Genomic DNA, 21,157 nt, shown 5'->3' with positions numbered 1-21,157 from the left:
CCCTATATTTTACGTTTCCAGAAGCGATTTAAAGTTGTAACAGGTCGGTTTTCTACAGTCTCAGGTTCAGGAAGAGGAATAGGTCTTCGCTTCGGCTCAACTGCATTATCATACTCCCAGTTTTCCAATATTACATGGACATTTGTACCACCATCAGCAAAGCAATTTATTGCAGCTGCCTTCTTGGTGCCTGTCCACTCTTGTTCAGTCCTTTGATACCTGAAACGTGTTGATTCCATATCGAAATGCTTCAGTGGCTCTTCCCCCGAAAGGAATGGAACCATCCTTTGATGATTCAGCATCATCACTACCTTAATAAATCCTGCAATACCCTCTGCACAAAGGGGATGCCCGATATTGGGTTTTATGGAGCCCAGTATGCAAATATCGGCTGAATCTGAATCATACACTGACTTGATGGATTTGAGCTCCAACAGATCTGTAACCTCTGAACCTGATCCGTTGACTTCAATATAACTTATGTCCTCCGCTCGCTTGCCACTTTTCTTCAATGCTGTAAGCATTACTTCCTTCTGTGCCTCTAGGTTTGGACTTGCCGGACCTGCTGTCCGCCCATTATTATTAACTGCAACAGATTTAACCACAGCGTAAATTTTATCTCCATCAGCAAGTGCCTTATCCAAAGTTTTCAGCAAAACCATGCCGATGCCTTCCCCCAGAACCACACCATCTGCTCGACGGTCAAATACATGCATCTGGTGGTATTTACTCAAAATTTTCCTCTGCTCAAATATGTGATGTACTTCATCTGAATTCAGCAAACTAACACCACCAACAACTGCTGCCTCAATATCAGCAGACTGCAGCGCTTGAATGGCCATGCTCATTCCTACCAGTGCAGAAGAACAGGCAGTGTCGACAACCATACTAGGACCTCTTAAATCAAAAAACTGTGAAACATTTGCTGCCAAGTAATTCTGTCCAACTGCTACGATGGGATTTCTTGCTTTTTCAAGAAAAGTCTTTTCCGGGCGGTGTTGACTCCTTCCGCCAATATAAACCCCTATAGGTTTTCCCTTTACTTCCTGAGCAGAATATCCAGCATGGCTAAATAGCTTCAAACTCTCTTCCAGAACTATAAGTGCTTGTTGATCCATAGCCTTGACATCCGCTTCAGACAAAATGAAGTACTTTGAGTCAAATTGTCCGCTATCTTCTAATAAACCCGCCCAATATGTGCTTTGATATCCCCATTTCTCCTTTGGAACAGGTCTTATGGCTTTTCGACCCTCTTTTAATAGTTTCCAGTATTCTTCCAAATTTCTGGCGCCAGGGAATTTGCATGAAAGTCCTACCACTGCAATGTCTAGCATACTCCCTGCAGTTAAAGGTGTACTATTGTATGTCGTCTTCTCCGAGGTAGCCAAAACTTCTTTTGCCTCTACTGACGAAACATTTTGCTCTGGTTTCTCAAGTTTGATTACTTTAGCCAGTGATGGGCCATGCTCCTTTATAAGCCAGCCTGAGAAGGTCTCTATAGTAGGATATTCATATAAAATTGAAGTATCTAAATCCTGTTCAAGCTGCTTATTGATTGAGCTTATAATCTGAGCCAATATGATTGAATCCATACCATAGTCTTGGAATGCAACATCCTTTTCCAGTTCCTTTTCAGAAAGCTTCAACTCCATTGCAAATAAATCTGTTATCCACTTTTGAACATTGTTTCGGATATCTTCCGTCACTTGTTCTTCATATAATTTATATTTAGTATCAAGCTTTTTTATTGTCTTTGTGGTTTTTATTTCACTTTTTGCTTTCATAAGAGCTTCAGGACTCCATGTACGGCTATCTACAACCGCAGGCAATACAACAGGCCCCAATTGACCAGATAAAATATCATCCAGAAAATGCAATCCTTCTTCATTTGTTTGGCTTAAAAATCCAGTTTGCTTGAAAGCAGGCGTCTTCGCTTCACCCATTCCCGTTTCCTTCCAGCTGTTCCATTGGATACTCACAATAGGAAGCTCTGAAAATTTAGCTTCTGCAACATAATCCATGTAAGCATTTGCCATTGCATAATCACTTTGCCCTGAAGCCAGTGCTGGAACTACTGCCGATACAGAGGAAAAAAGTATGAAAAACTTTAAGGGTTGATTCTCAAAGGCTTTCAGCAGTGTATTAAGCCCATCTACCTTAGGAGACAATACTTTACGGAGTCCATCCTGTTTTTTTCTGATAAATGCAGGATTTTCTGCATCGTAAATCCCTGCAGCATGTATAACACCACCAATATGGCCCATTTTTTCATGGATTCTTTTCACTTCACTGCAAACTCCCTCAAAATCCGTCAAGTCTAGAGACAACACTTCAACTTCAGTGCCCGTTGCTTCTAGTGAATTAATATTGCGGATTTTTTGACCAAGGGAAGTGTTATCATCTATATACAAATCCCATTGCTCTTTCGGCGGGAATTTTTCTCGTCCCGTCAACACAAGGTATTTAACTCCATAATTCTTTACTAAGTACTCCGCACAAAGGAATCCAATTCCCCTTGTTCCTCCGGTCACCAGCAAAACCTTATCTTTGGGAAAAGCTTTATCAGCTATTGATACAACATTCTTTATTTGTTCTTCCTGGAAAGAAGTCTTATATCGGTTACCTCCACGGTAGCAAATTTCTGACTCATTACTTTCAAGACAAAATTCTTCTAAAACGAGTTTTAGAAGAGTCTCGTTATCTGTCTGGGCTTCAACATCCATATGCCGTGAAGTCAAATATCCGTATTCACTATGGAGCATACGGTACAAGCCAGCATGTAAGGCTCCCGACAAGTTAACGCTACAGTTATGAAAAAACTCTAGTCCTTTCGTAACACATAATAACATCATCCCATCCTTATCTCCGTATTCCACAAGACGCTGTAGCCATTCAATCCAATCATAAGTTTCGCTTTCTTTATTTCCACATCCAACTATATCAATACAGCCATTGTAGCTTTCCCAGAATTTCTCCGGTTTCTTAAGCTCCGCAGTAATGTCAGATATATTTATTGTTTTACCTTTTGGAAAATGATTTGAAAGCTCCGCTGCTAAATCCTTCGTTTCCTCGTTGTATAAGATTGCGATTCTTTTATGTAAGCATTTCTCTGATATCTCAGAGCAGAGATTACTCTCTTTCCAAGACTTTTTAAGGTATACCATTTTCCGGCTTTCTTGATTACGCCCGGCAATCCAGTAAGTCTGCTTGTCAAAGGGGTATGTAGGCATATGAATAGTTTTGGGCTTAGTCCCTTTGTACAATAACTCCCAATTTATTATTGAACCATTTACCCAATGCTCTGCAATTAATTTCAAATTTCCGTCCTGTACAATACTATCCAGTACGTTATCTTTCTCAGCATCAATATTCCATCCTTGCTTATTTCTCTCACCTTTTACAACCTGCCCCTGGAATATTTTGCTGACTAAATCTCCATCTACAAACCTTTGTAGAGTATTAATCAAATCTTCCCGGGAGTCTGTTACAAATGCAATTCTATAACGCATTGCTTCTCGACCTGTTTGCAATGTGTATGCAACATCCTTTAATACAAGCTCCTTTTGCTCAAAAACCCAGTTCAGTATTGATTTGGCATAAACTTTAAGTAAGCCTTCCTTTTTAGTTGACAGAGTAAACAATACCGGGCCTTCTTCTGGGGTAACAAGCCCTAGCAGGCTGTCCTTATTATCTGTTCTGTATTCTTCTATCACAATATGTGCATTGGTTCCACTAAATCCAAATGAACTGACAGCGGCACGCCTTGGTTCATCCTTTACAGACTCCCATGGCTGCAGCTTTGTATTTATATAAAATGGACTTTCCTCTAAATTTATATGCTCATTTAGCTGTTCAAAATTGATAGTAGGCGGCAACATCTTATGCTTTATTGAAAGCAGTACTTTAATGATACCTGCTATACCTGAGGCGGTAAGCAAATGTCCAATATTGCTTTTGGAGGATCCCAAAGCACAGTAATTCTTCTTTTGAGTATATGCACCAAATGATTCAGTAAGAGCCTCAACTTCTATGGGATCTCCTAACTTTGTCCCTGTACCGTGAGCTTCAATCATGGAAATGCTTTCAGGATTGATTGAAAAACGCTCATATACATCTTTTTCTAAAGAAATCTGAGAAAGTACACTAGGGGCAGTAATTCCGTTAGTTTTTCCATCTTGGTTCACACCCCATCCACGGATGACACCATAGATAGAATCATTATCCCGAATAGCATCAGATAGTCTTTTTAGTAAGATAACACCTACACCCTCACCTGGAACAAATCCATTAGCCCTCTGATCAAAAGTAAAGCATTTTCCATCTTTAGACAGCATTTCTGCCTTGCTAGTCATGATATGAATAGATGGTCCTGTTAACACACACACACCACCGGCTAATGCTAAATCGCTGGTTCCAAGGATAAGGCTGTTACAAGCTTCAGCAATTGCTACCAAGGAAGACGAACACGCTGTATCAATTGCCAAACAAGGCCCTTTTAAATTAAGCAAGTAGGAAATCCTTGCACTTAAGATTGAACTTGAATTTCCCATCATCCCATGTGCATTTAATCCGTTATTTCCGGCAATATTCGCATAATCACCTGTCATACAGCCCACGAAAACACCACATCGGCTTCCTGAAAGTGAAGTTGGATTAATACCCGCATCTTCGATGCTTCTCCAGCAGTTTTCAAGGAAAAGTCGCTGCTGTGGGTCCATTAACTCTGCCTCCACAGGTAAAATGTTAAAAAATTGCGGATCAAACTTTTCTATATCTTCTAAAATCCCCATCCATTTTGAATATGTTTTGCCTTCAGCCTTTGGATTTTCATCAAAGTATTCTTCTACAGGCCAGCGAGTTGAAGGAATTTCAGATATACAATCTCTTCCATTTTTCAGATTATCCCAGAACATATCAATATCCTTTGATTTCGGAAATTGACCTGACATTCCAATCACAGCAATGGCACAATCCTCAGTATTTCTATTTTGTAAGGTTTGCGGCAAATCATATTTCTGTATAAAATCACGAGCCTTGTCCATCAATAGTGTCGCAATCTCACTTACTTTGCGGTTTCTCCACTGTTCCAGTGCAGTGCCCCGTACCCACTGGTTAAAAGCACCCATTGCCGGACCGCAATGGATCATGAAATTATCTTTTTCTGATACATCACCTTTCAGAGTCACTTGACTACAATGAGCAAAATACCATTTATACACAAGTGCAGTCTTAAATCTTGGATTTTTGTTAGCTTCAGCAATTTGCTCCGGGTGCTTCTTCTTTTTATATTCACAAATAATGTCCCATACTTCTGAAATTGGCTTTTTAAAATACTTTGTTTCAATTTCACGCCTTATTGCATCGGGCATTTCATCAATAGAATTGTACTGCATAAACAAACGATATAAGCGGTTAGCCCTAGCTGCAAATTGTGTATTTTTCTTAACCACTTGTATTTTCGAGCCTATTTCAAACATGTCTCCAGCCATTGTAATGCAAGTATCATGAATGGTAATAGAAGAAAGCATATCCTTAACCACCTCATGGGCACCACTTTCAACTGTACATTGATTTATTGAACCCGTAAATATAAAATCTGCACCCAGCATAAATGCAGATGCCACCGCTTCTGGAGTCCCAATACCTCCCCCGCAGCCAACCATTATGCTTATTTGGTTTTTATATTGCTTAACCATTTCATTCTTTAAAGAAATAATGGAAGGAATCAGAGCAAATGAGACTCCCTGATCTGTGTGTCCACCTGAATCAGCTTCTATAGCTAAATCGTCGGCCAATGGAATCTGCTGAGAAAGCTCTGCTTCGCTGGCACTTATAAGACCTTCATTCAATAAGGCTTTAACAATTTCTACAGGCGGAGGAGACATAAACATCCTTGCAACTTCCAAGCGTGAGCACTTTGCAATGATACGTCGCGGAAATATGAACTTATTGCCTTCTTTTTTCAGCCCTTTTAATCTATAATAAACCAAAGGTGCAGAAGCCGATGAATAGGCAGCCGCTTCAATTACTGGTACTTTATATTTCAATAACAATTCTACTTGTTGCTTTTCTTCATCAGGGTCATTCAAATTGCATATCAATCCAACGCCATAAGGCTGTCCGGAGCTCAACTCTCTTTGAATGCTTTGCATTTGTCTTTCTAGTTCATCAATGGCTAATCCTGCACTTCCCAGAAAACTTAAATAACCAGATTTCCCCATGGTAACAACCATTTTAACGGAGGATACCCCACAGTACATTGACCCAGCATAATAATTTGAGATACAGTGGTATCGCTCTCGGAAAGCAGGAGTTCCCAATACTTCGGGATTCTGTACTTCTTTCTCCTTATTTTCAGACTTGACCTCCAACGTCATAGGCAAGCTCTCTTCTATAGTAGCAGCTATCTCCGGCAAAACAGGATTTTCTGATGCATTCAAAATCTCGTCATCCAGATTTAAGAGTTCTACTTTGGGAGCTTTCTCGGGCTGATGCATTTTTATCATGTTATTATTTACAGCATTTTGTAGGGGAATTGACGGCTCAACCCTTTCGTCAAGAACAACACTTATTGTTTTATTATGCTTAGCCAATTCACTTACTAAAAATTCCGAAAACTCCCTTATAGTAGGATAATCATAAACTTTTGTAGCAGCAATTGATAATCCGTACTTTTGGTTTATGGTCTTAATCCATTCAACCCCTATAATAGAATCCATACCTAAGTCTATAAACTGGCTGTCCAAGTCAATGTCAGACTGTTTTATGTATAACGCATCTGCTAAACTTGCGGCTAGTTCCATTTGATATTCTGAGATAGGGATGCTTGCTGATGATTTTATTTCCTTTACACTCAAATTCATACTTCCATAGCTAACATCGGTGGGCAAATCTTCAAAGGTAATAGTGTCGGATAAATCCACCTGTAAAGGTTTTGAATACTTGAATTTATCATAAGACTCACCAGAGCTTACTGCTACATCAGTTTCCCCTAGCTTCCTTATCAAAAAATCCGAAAACTCTCTTATCGTTGGGTAATCATACACTTTTGTTACCGCTATAGAAACACCGTATTTGTTGTTTACAGCATTAATCCATTCAACTGCAATGATTGAATCCATACCCATGTCGATAAATTGTTTGTCAATATCTACATCACCGATTTTTATATATAAAGCATCCGCCAAGCTAGATACCAATTCTTTCTGAAGTGTCTCCAATGAAACAGATACTTTTTCAATTTCCAAAGAAGCTTCTTTTCCATTCTCAGCAAGTATCTCGTCACTTTGTACTAAAGTTACCATACACGGAATTTGATTGTGGTTTTTCTCCAGTTCATAAAGCGCTTCCTCATCCAAAGGTTGCAATACAATCCCTCCTGGCTCGGTATGCGAATTTAAAATAGTGCTTGGCTTTATATTTTCAGTACTGTCAACTGAATCCTCGGCTACAAGCTTTACATCTTTATGGGAATAATTTTTACCATTCCCCTTAACCCAATAGCTGGAACGTTCAAAGGGATAAGTAGGCAAGGAAATTCTTGAATACAAATCTTCAGAAAACAGTCTTTCAAAATTCAGAGAATATCCTTGAATGTATAGTTCCGCTAATAAATCATAGTTTTCTAAAAACTCCCCTACTGATTCAGTATTTAGAGAGTTTTCAATACATTGATTTCCAAAACTCTTTAATAACCCTTGATCCTTATGCTCATTTATATGAAGCTCTGAAGTATGAACCTGTGGTATATTTCCTTTCTCCAGCCACTTTGTTAAAAATTCCACAAGTTCATCTATATCCCTTACCACACAAGCCATTCTGTTTTTCAAATGCTTTCTTCCCGTGAGAAGGGTGTAGCTCATATTTCCTAAATCAATGTTCTTATTTTTTTCAATATGGCTTAGCAATTGAGCAGCCTGTATCAGGAGCTGCTCCTTGGTACGAGCTGAAAGTACAATCAAGTATGCGGGCTTCTTTGAATGAACCCTTTCTGTATAAGGTGCTTCTTCTATAACCACATGTGCATTTGTACCACCAAAACCGAAGGAGTTTATGGCAGCCATACGTTTATCTCCCTGGTTTGCCTCCCAATCTATAGCTTGTGTATTCACAAAGAAAGGGCTTTGGTCAAATTGAATATTTGGATTGCAATTTTCAAAATGAATTGACGGTGGTATTTTCTTATTTTTTAATGACAACAGAACCTTAATTACACTGGCTATGCCCGCTGCAGTGGAAGTATGTCCGATATTTGTCTTAATTGATCCAATAGCACAATAATTGCTCTTATCCGTATAATGTCTAAAGGCTTTGGTAAGTGCCTGGAATTCAATAGGATCTCCAAGTTTTGTCCCAGTTCCGTGAGCCTCTACCATCTGAATTTTCTCAGGGTTTATATCAAATGTGTCATATACACTCCGCTCTAAGCTTTCCTGAGAGCTTGCATTTGGTGCCGTTATTCCGTTTGTAGCACCGTCTTGATTTACAGCAGAGCCAGTGATTACTCCATAAATGTGGTCACCGTCCGCCAAAGCATCTTCCAACCGTTTGAGAACTATAACTCCAGCCCCTTCCCCAGGAACGAAGCCATCTGCAGCACTATCAAAAGTATGACAATGTCCTGAAGGAGATAACATTCCCGCACGGCTGCACATCAAATGAAACTCTTCGGTAGTTCGTATAAATACACCTCCGGCCAAAGCCATGTTGACTTCGTTTTCTCTCAAGCTTTGGCATGCCATATGCAAAGCAACCAACGAACTTGAACAAGCAGTATCAATTGCAACCGCTGGTCCTTTAAGATTTAGAAAATAGGATATTCTGGCTGGGATAACCGACCCGGCATTCCCCCAAAAAGCTTGGGCAGGTGCATTATCGTCAAAGAGATTGGGATAGTCTCCTGGCACGCATCCTACAAAAACACCACAGGAATATTCATTCAGGTTATCATTAATATATCCAGCGTCCTCTAAAGCTTTCCAGGACTCTTCTAGAAAAATCCTCTGCTGCGGGTCCATATAAGTTGCTTCAAGACCAGAAATATTAAAAAACCCCGGGTCAAATTTGTCAATTTCATTTATAAAACTACCATAATTGCAATAGCTCTTATCGCCTGAAAAATGTTTGGAAAGGTCCCAACGTGTTACTTTTTCTGTTAAATCAGAGCCTTGAATAAGGTTTTCCCACAATTCATCCAAGGTATCAGACTTTGCAAACCTTCCACTGATTCCTATAATTGCTATTGAGTCCTTTTTTCTTTTAGCAGTAGCAGGTTCATCTTTGATTATCTCTTCAGGTGCTTCCTGCTTGTTAATTCGGTTTTTATGTACAGACCTTTTAATCTGCCTAATGTCCGGATTCCTATTTTCATCATCGAATTCTTCTTCAACCTCAGAATGCAGTTCTTGAGAAGGCCGACTTTTTTCAAGGATACCTTCAATGACAGGTTTAAATTCTTTGATAATATGCTTTAACAAACTATTTACATTATTATATTCAAATAATGCTGTGGTATTTATAGAAATGTTAAAACACTTATTCAGAGAATTTATAAGGTTTACTCCAATGATAGAATCAACACCATATTCGGAAAAACTACGATCATCCTGTATTTTTCTTTCATCAATTTTTATGGATTTTGCTATACTTTCACGAATTATCATTCTTGCATAGTCATTTACCATCTGCTCGGTAACATCTTTGCCTTGAACTACTTTTGCTCTCTTTTCATCCCGTTTAAATTCATGCGCAGTCGTCAAATTGGTACTTTGGGTTGCAATTTGCTTCACCTTTTTATTCTCTAGATTTTCTCGTTTTCTGATAATACCGTCACTCTCTGCTATAATTATCTGTTGCCCCCTTGTATGTGCCTCCTTCACTGGAAAGAATACATGCCTGAAACCTTCATCTTCCAATACATTTTTCCAAACCTCAGGATACAGTCCGGGACATCCCGGTATACGTAAATCTGCATCTTCGTATAGCCACCACCCCTCTAGAAGACCGAAGGTAAGATGTAGAAGCAGGGTATTACAGCTTATTTCATTTAAAAGAATCAAACCGTTATTTTTCAGTAGTCCTTTTACGTTTCTTAAAGTATTTCTAATGTTTGATGTTGCATGAAGCACATTAGTAGCCAGCACTGCATCATAACTGCCCTCTTGGATTCCCTGACTTTCACTGGACAGTTCAGCGTTGTAAATTCTATATGTCAAAAAGTGATTGTCTGGACCGAAAGTATTTTCGGCATGCAACAAAAATGCTTTAGAAATATCTGAATAACAATATTCCTGTATATGGTCCTTAAAAGGGCGCAGATTTTGAAAAACCTTTTCGCTAGTTCCTCCTGTACCAGCACCGATTTCAAGTATCTTCACTTTTGTTTTTGGGTTTTGCTTAAGGCGTTCTTCTATGAAAGCAGCCAAAGCATCAGCAAGTACTTTATTAAAGAAATCAGAGACCTCATTATTCTTATAAATTCCTTCAACCAAATTCATGGATGAATTCGGAAACATAATATCAGTAGCAGGAGTTTTGCCTGTAAGAATTTCTGGCAAAGCTCTTAAAGTTACATCTACCAAAGATGCATAGGCTTTAGTATTCTGACCTTTCAGCCATTTATCCCTATTATTGTCCCATTCTTTCCATACTTCTTTTGTGTCAATATTAAGATTCTCCGCCAAAGTATAAGCATATCCATCAAATTTTAGAAAACCGACATTTTCCAAAATTTTAATACTTTCTTCCAGCCAAGGGCTATATAAATCTCTTATCTTATTTTCTATTTTCAGTTTTGATAGAATCAATTTTTTTTCATTAAAAATGCCGCAGTTTTGAAGTTGTACTAATAAAAGCTTTTTTAAAAGCCCTTCCATTTCTTTCATGAATGCAACCCTCCTTCCCTATATGCTTGCAAAGTACTTTTTCTTTCCTCAGATATGTAATTAGCCAGACTTTCAATATTTCGATATTCAGATAATAAAGCAACATTTATTTCCAACCCAAATGTCTGGTTCACTTTGTCTGTCAGCTTTGCCATGGCAACATTATCCATGCCTGCTTCAATCCAATCGACACCTGCATCTATATACTCATGTGCTACATCAAGTATTGATGATACGGTATCCACGATTATTTTCTTCAACATATCCTCGTCCATTTTGGATGTATCCTGACTGTCTGTATTCAGGGTAGTACTTATTTTTTTCTGTAAATATTGTATGCTTGAAGGAAAATGTGTGGGTAGCACTGTAATCTTCTCTTCATTCGCTATATAGGCATTCAATCCAGTAAAATCAGCAAGCTTCAATTTTTCAAAGAAGACTAATTGAGACAAAGCTCCTTGAAGCAGCATTTCCAATGTTTCCATAGCCTTTATATGATCTATGGATGCAAAACCTGTTTTAGCCATTCTATCCATATATTCTTGAGAGGCTACAACCCCAACATTTCCCCAATACCCCCAGTTTATAACCTTTACTGCACAATTCCATTCCTTACTCAGCCGTTTTGCAAAAGCATCCTTAAAGGTACATCCTGCAACATAGTTGCTTTGTCCTGGAGTTTTCAAAAAAGAGTTTATTGAGGAAAAAAACAGCACAAAATCCAAAGGCTCATTCTTAAATACTTGAGACATATGAACGCTAGTATCAACCTTAGCGGCCAGAGCAGTCCTAAAACGCTCCTCATCCATATTTGCCAAGCTTCGGTCAAGTAACAGGATTGCAGAATGTATTACACCGTGAATAGTTGGATACATCTTCTTAATTTCTTCATATGCATGCTTTAATGAATTGAAATCTGATGCATCTGCACTGATGTATTGTGGAGTAGGACCAAAGGCAGCAAGTCTGTCTAATTTTGCTTGAATGCTGCTGTCTTTCTGCCGTCTGCCGATTAATACTACCTGTGCTTTATAGTTTTTAATTACATATTCACTCCAAACTTCACCGAGCCCTCCTGCACCACCAATCACCACATATACTCCGCCGCTCCTGTACGCGACATTCTCCTGAGAAAGGCTTTGAACAGGAATTAACTTTTCTTCATACCAAACAGAATTGCGAAGAGCTAAGGGTTTTCCATTAGTCTCGCTGGATATTGTAAAAATATTATTCACCGAAAACTCATTGCTATCTTCCAAGTCAAACAGCCGTATATCCCAGTTGGGGTATTCTTGGGCCATTGTCCCAAGGAGCCCATGCAAACTGGCATGTCCTGGGTTTGCTACATCACTTTTGAGTACTTGACAAGTTTTATATGTAATTACACTCCAAACCAGTTTTTTTGTGCCATAGCCTTTATTAAGCAAAGCCTTAATCAATCGGAAAACAGTGATTACACCATACTCCTGCTGTTCTATTAAAGTATTGTCAGTAGCAGAAATCACTTCTTCATCCGGTGCAAACCATACAATATGGTCAATTTGTCCATAGCTATCAAGGAGTGCTGTTAACTCCTCAATAGTATTTTGCATCTCTATGTGAAACTTCTTCGAATTACAGAACTTTTCTTTTATCTCTTCAAATTTCCTGTCATTGCCACCAACAATCAAAACATTTGATTCCTTTTTAGTATCAAATTCGCTCTTTAAAACATTGGCTTTATGCCATTCAGGGGTGAGCAACACTGTTTCCGTTGCATCATAGATTTTGCTAGTTTCATCGTTTTGGAATTCACCTTCTAATACTCGAGTAGAGAACCCCTTAATTCGTATGCATACTTCTCCACTATCATTGCATACATCAATGTCCAGCTTCTGAAATTCCTTTGTTACCCCTTCCTCTCCAGACGGCCTTACGTATGCCCACATTTGAGGTTGAAGTTCTTTCAAAATCTCTAAGTTTTCCAGTGCAAAAGGCAAATATGGATTTCGCTTTTCCTTATCTCCAAAAGAGCCTATCTCCGTAGAACCTATAATTAAGCAAAGCTGTAAAACTGAATCCATAATGGTTGGATGAAGTACGAATTCATCCTCAGCATCCCACATTGACATTGGCAGCGAAAGCTTTGCAAGAAGTTTTTGCTGCCCTACAAAAACCTTTTGTATCCCCTGCAGTCTGCTCCCATATTCAGCGTTCATAGACCTGAATACCTCATAGCATTCATCTGTAGAGAAGCTAGCATAATCGCATTCAGCCTTCAAATCATCAATATTAATTATTTCAGTCTTCGGCTTCTGAAGGATTACCGCATCACCTTGGCAGTAAACCAAATCAAAAGACGTATCTTCTTTATCTTTTCTATATATCTCATAATTGACTTGTCCACTTTCCTCTAGACTAAGCCTTACATTTATTTCTATAGGTTCTTCTTTTACTACTACCGGACGAATCCAAACAATGTTTCTCATTCTGATTCCAGAAACTTCGTTTGTCATATTTCCCATGGCTATGTTCACGGCTGCCCTGGCCATTTCAAGGAAAATAACTCCAGGAAGCACTTTTTCACCCTTGACTACATGATCCTCCAAAAAGAATTCTCGTCCTGAGAATTGTGTGCAAAACCGTTGTTCAAAGAAATTTGAAACATTATTATGCAGTAAAGGATGAAGGGCAGTTGACTTCACTAAACTTCTTATACTGCTTTCAGATATTTCGTCATTGTCAGACAACCAATAGTGTTCATTGGCAAAAGGATATACCGGTAAGCTTATACGGTAAGGTTTTATATCTCCATAAATAATACCCCAGTCAATTTCCATTCCTCTTACCCAAAGTTCTGCAATCTTGGAATAATACCCCTTTGCAGCCCACATTTTTACAACCGCCTGCATGTCCGCATCCTCAGAAAACAGTTTGATTGCAATGGGATCATTTTTTCCTCTTACAAGATTCTCAATATGGTCTTGCCCGTTAATAAAATCTTCAAGTTTTTTATCTAGTTCTTTTAAAGAATTTACAATAATCGCAAGCTTCTCCTCCATGGCTTCTCGTCCAACTTGAAGGGTATACGCCATATTTACAAGATCTTCATCCGATAAACAGCCATCTTCTATTACATTTTTCAGCAAAATAGCTCTTTCCTTTAGTTGCTCCTTATTTTTAGCAGATAATACAACCAGCACAGGCATGAAATTCGCAGATATTCTACTGCTTTCATTTTCAGGTAAATACTCACTCACAATAACATGTGCATTCGCCCCTCCTGCACCAAAGGAAGACAATCCGGCAATCCGCGGATATTCCACAACTTTTCCGTCAACAACACCCATAGGATTATTCCAATCCTCAAGCTCCTGTTGAACCTTAAAGGGTGTAGATTTGAAATCGATATATGGATTGAGTGTCCTTGAATGCAAGGATGGTACTAATTTTTTATATTTCATCTGTAATAATATTTTCGTCAAACCTGCAATCCCAGCAGCTGCTTCCAAATGCCCTATATTTGACTTCACAGAACCTATATGGCAAAACTGCTTATCCTGTGTATACTTGTTAAAAGCCCGGGTCAATCCTGTAATTTCAATAGGATCCCCAAGTGCTGTACCAGTTCCGTGAGTCTCAATATAGCTTATATTGCGTGGGTTAATGTTGGCTTCTTCCAGTGTTTTAAGCACTACTTCAGACTGAGCTATAGGATTAGGAACAGAATATCCATTTGTTTTTCCTCCATGATTTACAGCGGTTGCCTTAATCACTCCATAGATGTGATCCCTATCCTTTTCAGCCTTTTCAAGGGGTTTCAGCAATATAGCCCCTACTCCTTCCCCAGGAACATACCCATCTCCGCCTGCACCGAAACTTCTGCATTTGCCTTCACTTGACAGAAACTTGTATTGATTCAGGAACATATATTTGCTTTCTCCAATGGATAAATTAACCCCGCCCGCTATTGCCAAATCACTTTCGCCACTTTGAATACTCTTACACGCCATATGCAAAGCAGTCAACGAAGATGAGCATGCAGTGTCAACAGCCATGCTTGGGCCATTAAAATTACAATAATATGAAACCCTGTTTGCAATGTTGTAAAGAAGGGTACTAGGGCCAACCATATTCCCATTCTTACGCATATGTACGCCTACTTCCTGATATGGTTGCCATAAAGCGCCTACAAATACCCCTACGGTCTTATCTTTTAATCCTTGTCTTGTATACCCTGCATCTTCCAGTGTATGCCACACAACCTCAAGAAACAGCCTTTCCTGCGGATCCATAAGTTCCGCTTCACGGGGTGATATATTAAAAAACATAGGGTCAAATTTATCAACATCGTCTATAAAGCTTCCCCACTTGCTGACAAGTTTGCCATTTTCTTTGTCCGCATCATAGTAGGGCCTGAAATCAAAACGGTCAGTCCTGATTTCTTCTATACAATCTGTAGCATTCTTCAAGACTTCCCAAAATTCCAAAAGTGTTTTTGCTTTTGGATAGCGTCCAGCTAAGCCTATTATTGCTATATCACGTGAAATTGGCTCATATAATGTTTGTCCGCTGCTCTGTATCTTAATAGAACTCACTTTAGCTGATTCTTCGAAATTTATTTTTTCTGAAATCTTACTAATTTCCTCCTCAGCACTTTCCTCAAGCTCAGGTTGTACAGGCAGCTTTGCTCTAAGTACCTCTTTATGTTCATCCATGAAATACTCTGTAAGCTCGGACAAATTACGATACTCAAAGAACAAGGTCTTGGACAATCCACTTCCGAAGTTCTCTTCCAGCACCTGGTTCAATTCAAGTATCAATACTGAATTGATTCCATATGTTTCAAAATCATCATCTGGCTTAATGTCAGCCGGCTCAACACCGATAACTGGCGCAATCATTGTCCGTATAAAGTTCTGTGCCAATACTGTGTTAATGGATTTATCAACAACTGCTTTCTTTTCAATTGCAGCCAGTGTTCTGTCAGCAGCTTTCTGCCCATCGGTTTTTCTTGCTCTAATTGCAAAACCATTAAGTATTGCTACAACTCCGCCGTTTTCATTGCAAACCATCAAGTCAAATTTCTTTATATCCTGATTGTTTTTGTTTTTAGGATTCGATTTACAATATACATAACATCTTTGAGGTATCAAATCCATTATTTCTATACAATCTATAGCTATTGGAATATAAGTATTGTAATCGCCTTCATAGAAGCGATTATTCATGAGCGCAGTCTGGAAAACCCCTGTCAACATTGTAGGATGAATTAAGTAATCCTGATAAGTATCGCTGATAATCTCAGGCAATTCGAGTATAGCCAGAGTTTCATTCTCATTGGAGTAGATTTCCTGCATTGGCATAAATGTAGGCCCCACTATCAGTCCTTCAGCATGAATTTGCTTATAAACATGTTCTCTTGACCAGGAAACAGAGCATCTATCCTTAATTTCTTTAAAATCAAGCCCTTCAATTACTTTTTGAGGCTGTTCAAAACTTTCAAAAACCAATTCCCCTGTTGCATAGATATCCCTTTGCTGCGTTTTTTCCAAACTATAAATCTCATAACATACACGGTCATCCTTTTCCTGTAGTTGAATGTAAACTGTAAATGGCTCTCCACTGGAAGAAAGCTGCTTTGCCCAGTAATTGTTTGTTAATTTACAAAGCTTTTGATCCGGGTAAGCCAGTACTCCTGCCTGTCTTGCCATTTCTATAAAGCAAGCACCAGGAACATTGAATTTCTCTTCAACTACATGATCTACCATATAAAACTCATTATTATGGTAGACTCGTTGATAAATCCCCTGATTTATTTCCGACAGTTCAACATCTAAAAAGCCTGTGCTTCTGTATAATTCCACAGTTTTTCCAAGCTTTTCATAATTCTCTTTGATTTTGTCGTACTTTTCTTGAAGCAAATACTCTCTTAATTGCATGATGGTTTCATATTCGAAAAATAAAGTAGGCTTGATATCAATCCCGATAAACTTTCTGGAAATTTGTGCAATTTTTAGCAATGAAACCGAATCTACACCAAATTCTTTTAATGAAATATTTTCACTTATTTCCTCCATGGGTTTTTGGAACACCATGGAAACCATGATTTTCAAATCTTTTGTCAATAGTTCTGGTAAAATTGATTCCAGTTTTGCAAATGAATGATTTGAAATCTGGAAATGCTTATCTATTTTAGCCTTGTCACCTTCAATGCCTAAAATCTGTGTAAGATTTTGCTCTTTGGAAATCTTCAAGAGTTCCGCAAATATTTTCAGTCCATTATTATTTTCCACCGGCTGCATTCCAAAAACATTCTTAAGGTGCTCCTTTTCTTGAGGCATAACCTGAATCCCGCCACTTTCCCAAAGGGGCCAGTTTATTGAAATCGAAAGACCTTTACGCTTATTTTCTGCAACCATTTGACTTCGATATTCAGAATAGTAATCCATAAAGCTATTGCCTGAAGAATAATCACATTGGCCTTGATTCGGCATTAATGCAGCTACAGATGAAAACATAATAAAGAAATCTAGATTATCGTATGCTGTGAATTTATCCAGATTCACAGTACCATCAATCTTAGATGATATAACTCTTTCAAATGATTCTGCCGATTTGTTGATAATAAAGCTATCCTCAATCATGCCTCCAGCTTGTATTACTCCATCAATGCCGCCATATTGAGCCCTTATACCTTTTAAAGACTCTTTCAACTGATGCTCATCGGCAATATCTGTTTGAATATATTCTGCATTTCCTCCTGTTTTGCTAATATCATCCAGAAATATTTGTATATGTTCATTTTTAGCCTTCCGTCCAAGTAAAATCAAATTTGCCTGATAATTCCGGGCCAAAAATTCAGAGAATATTTTTCCAAGTCCCCCTGCCCCTCCGGCAAAAACATACACGCCGCCTTTTTTAAAACATAATTCTTCATTTGAATGCTTACCTGCCACAGGAACCATTTCCCGCTGATATCTCTTTCCCAGAACAAAGCGTGTTTCATTCATGGGTGAAAAATTTGCAAATACTTCTTTCCAAAGCAGTTCATGGTTTTTATCATTCTTGCCGTCAAAGCTTGTAACCTCCAACCTGATACGCGGATATTCATATTTCAATGTACGCGCTAGTCCGCCTACAGCATGAATATATGGTAAAAACTCTGGTTTGCCGTCCATATCAAAATAAGAAATTTTAACCGGATTCTTTATTTTAGCCTTAATCAGAGATTGAATCAGGTGAAGCAAAACCTTTAAGTCGCCTTTTCCCGGGCTGTAGGAATGCATAACAATATGACTTGGAATACTTTTTTTAGTCATCAATTCTTTAAACAGCTTAAGGAAATCTACCGAATCGTCAGCTCTTAAAGATTCACCCTCCAATTTGTCAGTTTTGAAGGTTTTATACATAGTGATTTGAATGCCTTCACCAACTGTTGCTATGGCATTTTCTTTCATGCTCTTATCGCCATTAATAATCATAACGCCAGTTGCTGCTAAAGGATTCCAATTGCTTTCTTTTTTACGCCACTGGGATGTATAATAATAAACCTGTTGACTATTGTCACCTTTGCCGGGCAGAGCACGTTTCACAAAGTTCTCAAAAGATAAAAGAACTTGTCCTTTTTGATCACAACCAAATATATCAAATTTTAGAACAGATTCATTTGAATCTTCTTGCTGTCTGACATAATAGAAACTCAGCTTTTCCAAATCTCCCTTACATACAAGATTTTCTAAAAAATAAGGCACGTATTGGGAATCTTCACCCGACTTATCTTTAATGCTCAATCTGACTGCCGTCTGCAAAGCACCATCAAGAATTCCAACAACTGTCTTTTGAGTTTTGTCATTAATTTTTGCAACTGCTTCATTTTGCCCACAATAAATATTTTGTAACATTTGGAAGGAAGGCCCATATAAAAGACCACTTTTTATAAATCTACTATACAAAGATTCATTGGATTCTTCCTCCGAGCACCGTCCGATTACTTTCTGAATATCAAGCCTGTCTGTTTCTAAATTATTGCTGAATATTTCGACTACACCTTGGCAATATACCTCATTGGAAATGTTAATTTGGAAATTATATTCATTGCCTGCAGGCTTGAAGGATAGTGTAAGTTCCATTGAGTCTTCCAGAAAAACAGCAGGCTTAATCCAATAGATTTTTTTCATGCTCCAACAATTCACATTATTGGCACCCAATTCTTCTGCCAGTGTTTTTAATGCCAGTTCCACATAACCCATTCCAGGCATTGTTTTTTTACTTTGAACAAGATGGTGGGCAACCATTAAAGAATCTGTAGTAACTGTTATTTTTGTGATAAACCCCTTTTCGGATATTTTCTTCTCAACAATTCCAGTTTTTATCTCACTTTCTTTATTATCCATATTCATAAACCAGCAACGCTTCTTTAAGAACGGATGACCTGTCAGTAAGGTACGTTTACCAGGAAATGTTGAAATATCCCAATCAATTAAGCCACCGTTCACCCACTTAACAGCGTAATGCAGCAAATCGTCTGTAAACATTACCTTTTCTGGTATATTGCCTTTTATACCGGAAGCCAAGCCATAAAAACAGTCTTTTGAAGTTTCACCTTTCATATACCCCTGCAGTAAAGCAATAAGGTTTGCTGTTGAATCCGTGTAAACTGCCAGTCTTTCTTCAAATTCATCACGTCCGAACATCATTGTAAAGGCAATGTCTTCAATGGATACTTTAAGTCCGTTCTCATTGCACAGAAAATCCAGTAAGTCCTGTACCATAGTTTTCAATCGGTCTTTTTTGGATGAGAGCAGCACAAGATGTTTTACCGAATTATCAACTAGCTGCTTTCGCTGGACTTTCGGCGGTTCTTCAAGAATAACATGGGCATTTACGCCACCCATCCCAAAGCCACTGACAGCAGCTTGCTTGGGTTGAATTTTTTCATTAATTTGTCTGTTTTCCCATTTCATTGGCTCTTTAACGATAAAAAAGGGAGAATTATCCAATTCTATATATTGATTTAACTCTTTAAAATTAAGTAATTGAGGTAGCATCCCATGCTGCATACATAGCAATACTTTAATTATTGAGGCCATGCCTGAGGCACTTTCAAGATGTCCTATATTTGTCTTCACTGAGCCAATACCACAATAGTTGCTTTCTTTCATCTCAACATTGCAAAAATCATAATATTCTTTATAGGCCTTTTTGAGTGCATTAATTTCTATAGGATCACCTAAAGGAGTTCCTGTACCATGAGCTTCAATATAGCTGATATTTCTAGGGTCTACTCCAGACCTTTTCAAAGCTGTTAATACTACCTCGGCTTGAGCTGTTACATTTGGTGCAGTCAAAAAGTTAGAGCGACCACCATGATTAATTGCTGTCGCTTTAATCACTCCAAGGATATTGTCTTTGTCCTTGAGAGCCTTTTCAAGAGGCTTAATAAAAAGTGCACCAACACCTTCCCCGCGGACATATCCATTTGCTGATGCATCAAATGTCTTACACTGCCCATCTTTGGACAACATTCCGGATTTTGCATGTGAAATATACATTCGAGGACTAATCATTGCGTTTACGCCACCTACAACAGCAGCTTCGCACTCTCCCAGACATATATCTTTCACCGCATTATGTAAAGCAACTAATGAGCTTGAACATGCTGTATCTACTGCTTCACTGGGCCCATTAAAGTTAAAGAAAAATGACACTCTATTTACTAATATGGAATGAACTGTACCCGTTGATACAAAAGCACTGATGTCATGACCTAAAAGCTCACTGTAATCATTCTTGGAAACTCCTGCATATACACCAATTTTTCTTCCAGACAAGCTTTTTGGGCTGTATCCCGAATTTTCGAAAAGCTGCCAAACTGTTTCAAGAAAAATTCTATGCTGAGGATCGATATAATTGGCTTCTTTTGGTGATATGTTAAAAAAACGGGAATCAAATTTATCAAGGTTATCGATAAATCCCCCCCATTTACTATTCGTTTTATTTTCTTCCTTCTGGGGATCTCCGTATACTTCTCTCCAATCCCAACGTTCCTGTGGGATTTCCGTTATGCTGTTTACCCCCGAAATCAAGTTTTCCCAAAATTCTTGAGTATTGTTTGCTCCCGGAAAGCGGCAAGCCATCCCAATAATAGCGATATCCTTTTTATTGTTAATATCACATTCTTTATTGCTTATTGCTCCTTGTATTTCAAGCTTATTGATAGCACCATCATTCATTGCACAAATCCACCCCTTAAATAGATTGCAATCAAGTATCTCTTTGCAGTAGAGATTAAA

Annotated in this window: 2 protein-coding genes; both read right to left on the bottom strand. The window is 38.4% G+C overall.

Features of this window, described 5'->3' with window-relative positions:
- Positions 1-2: 2 nt before the first annotated feature.
- Positions 3-10,883 (bottom strand): PfaD family polyunsaturated fatty acid/polyketide biosynthesis protein, encoded by a 10,881-nt coding sequence (locus K412_RS21550; RefSeq protein WP_024834508.1) that lies wholly within the window; start codon positions 10,881-10,883, stop codon positions 3-5.
- A complete protein-coding gene (locus tag K412_RS21545; RefSeq protein WP_024834507.1) occupies positions 10,880-21,097 on the bottom strand; it encodes an SDR family NAD(P)-dependent oxidoreductase in 10,218 nt (3,405 codons plus the stop codon). The genes K412_RS21550 and K412_RS21545 overlap by 4 nt, the downstream gene beginning before the upstream one ends.
- Positions 21,098-21,157: the final 60 nt, after the last annotated feature.

It is taken from the genome of Ruminiclostridium josui JCM 17888, from assembly GCF_000526495.1.
Classification (GTDB): domain Bacteria; phylum Bacillota; class Clostridia; order Acetivibrionales; family DSM-1351; genus Ruminiclostridium; species Ruminiclostridium josui.
The sequence above is the reverse complement of the archived record's forward strand: the minus strand, read 5'-3'. Positions and strand labels throughout refer to the sequence as shown.